Raw genomic sequence first — 2,085 nt, 5'->3', positions numbered from 1 at the left:
AACGTCCCGGGGCTTTATGCAGGTGGGGACTTTTATTACTGATGTTTACAAATATACCGAAAAGATTGAAAGAAAAAGACTTACTTCGAAGAAGAAAATGCAAACACTGACCATCACCGATACATCCCTAAAACCCCACTTGCATAAAACCCTTGTTAGCGGTAGTTTATTGCTTAAATTTAAAGCCTAAAGGAGCTTTTAGTTTTGCTTTGTCGTACATGTTTAAATATAAAACCAAAGTATCTTTTTTGCCTTCATATGTAACTTTATAGCGATCTAGCATTCCCATTCCAAAAGAACTATTCCTAGTTTCAAAACTACAACAACTACCAGATCTTTCAAACCAGATTGCTTCTCCGTTTGGTCCAGATAATGAACTTAAAAAATTTCGTTCATTTGCTGGGCCATTAACATCACCTCCAACCTTAATTGGATTTTCTTTAGAATAGCCATAAGTTGAATCAGTTGTCATTTCTTGTGTTCCTGATTTCGTGGTTGAGCAAGAAATTAGTGAAGTTAATGTGAGAATTATGTATAGTTTTTTCATATTATCTAAGTTGTTTTTTCTTTTCGTCTTGTTTTAAATTACCGCTAACGTCCCGCCGGCTTGCTGCAGGTGGGGATTTTGTTCCTTTAGTTTGTTTATTCCTAAAGCCAAATATACATAAAGATGTTGGAGTTTTCCCTAAAACCCCACTTGCTGCAAACCGCTGTTACCAGCAGTTAATTTAAAGCTCTTTTTAATGCAAATCCAATTGGTGATAATTTTGCAAAAGTGTTTCCGGGAGAAAGGTCTATTTTCGTTCCACTTTGCTTTCCGTATAATCTACTCTTATCGACCATTTTAGGTGGTTGAAAAACTATGTCCATCAGTCCTACAGAGATATATTGAGAAGCTAATTCAATTTGCAATTTTTCACTTTGATATTTAATAAATTCATTAATATCTGATGTGAAAAGATTTTGGACAGCATTACTGCATTTTAAAAATTCTAGATAAGTAATTTTTTCATCAAGAAACGAACAAAAGAGTTTTCCAACAATTTGAGCCTTTAAAGGATCTTCACAACGTTCAACAAGATAGAGTAATTTTTCTCCAACTTTTGTTTTATACTCATTTGAATTTTCAATTTTTTCTATTTGTTTTAATCGGTCGTCTTTTGAAACGGCAGATAATTCCTTAAGAAATAAAAGTAATTTTTTGGCAAAAAGAATATCTCTTACATTCATTATGCCTTTTGATACTCCAAAAACTGCACCTAAGACAGGTATATCTTTTAAAATACCATCTTTCAATAGGCTATCGCCAACTGTTTCTAAAACATCAAGCGAAACCTTATGTAGTTCGCCTTCTTTCAGTGTTGTTGTCAATGAATCTGAAATTTCGTTTAGTTTACTCATGTTGGTTTTAATTGCTGGTAACGTCCCGCCGGCTTGCTGCAGGTGGGGAATTGTTTATCCAAATGTATCAATTTAGGATTAAGTTTACAAACACAAAACCAACATTAAATTTTGCCTTAAAGCCCCACTTGCTGCAAACTGCTGTTATGGGCTGGTGTTTTTTGCGCAAAATTGGTTTGAATTTTTTACTACGTAAGTTTTATTTATTTCATTTAAGAATCCATTAGCTTTTTTTCTGTCATTTCTATTTTGAGAATAGTAATTTGTGAAGTCTGTATTTAAAATCAATACCATTTCTAAATCGAGTAATTTTCTGCGGCTGGTTATGTCATTAATAAAATCAAATAAAAGTTGCTCTTTATTAACTCCTGTTAGATTTTGATTTTCTAGATTTAGAATAATGAAATCAGAGTGAATATTTCCACATTTTGAAATATTTTTTAAGATTTTATCAGGTGATTCATTTTCTAATATTATTATGTAAAAATTTTGTTTACTGACTTTTGCATTTGAATATAAAGCATAGTTGAATTTTTGATTTAATGATTCAAATTCATGACTAAAGAGTTTGGATTGTGCATTGCAAAATAAGCCAACTAAAATTAGTAATAATGTAAGTAGTTTATTCATAATGTGTTTTTTAGTCTCGTTAAGTCACTTGCCCATAACGTCCCGCCAGCTTGC

Annotated in this window: 4 protein-coding genes; 1 reads left to right on the top strand and 3 read right to left on the bottom strand. The window is 32.0% G+C overall.

The genetic code is table 11. The features are described 5' to 3' along the window. Window positions 1-190: hypothetical protein (locus tag FLJC2902T_RS16460; protein WP_211233889.1), on the top strand; the 190-nt coding region annotated here is incomplete at its 5' end. Here FLJC2902T_RS16460 and FLJC2902T_RS15565 read toward each other — a convergent pair. The 3 genes from FLJC2902T_RS15565 to FLJC2902T_RS15555 form a co-directional block, all read right to left on the bottom strand. Continuing rightward, on the bottom strand, window positions 167-547 hold the full coding sequence (locus FLJC2902T_RS15565; RefSeq protein WP_035679338.1) for a hypothetical protein: 381 nt from the start codon (window positions 545-547) through the stop codon (window positions 167-169). The genes FLJC2902T_RS16460 and FLJC2902T_RS15565 overlap by 24 nt on opposite strands. Before the next feature lie 176 nt (window positions 548-723). After that, entirely contained in the window at window positions 724-1,401 is a 678-nt protein-coding gene (locus tag FLJC2902T_RS15560) for a hypothetical protein (RefSeq protein WP_023580765.1), read from the bottom strand. A 144-nt stretch (window positions 1,402-1,545) separates the two neighbouring features. Next, complete coding sequence (locus FLJC2902T_RS15555) at window positions 1,546-2,031, bottom strand: hypothetical protein (protein ID WP_023580764.1); 486 nt, start codon at window positions 2,029-2,031, stop codon at window positions 1,546-1,548. Window positions 2,032-2,085 lie beyond the last annotated feature (54 nt).

Origin of the sequence: Flavobacterium limnosediminis JC2902, assembly GCF_000498535.1 — a bacterium.
Taxonomy (GTDB): Bacteria; Bacteroidota; Bacteroidia; order Flavobacteriales; family Flavobacteriaceae; genus Flavobacterium; species Flavobacterium limnosediminis.
This window is presented reverse-complemented; position numbering and strand designations above follow the sequence as displayed.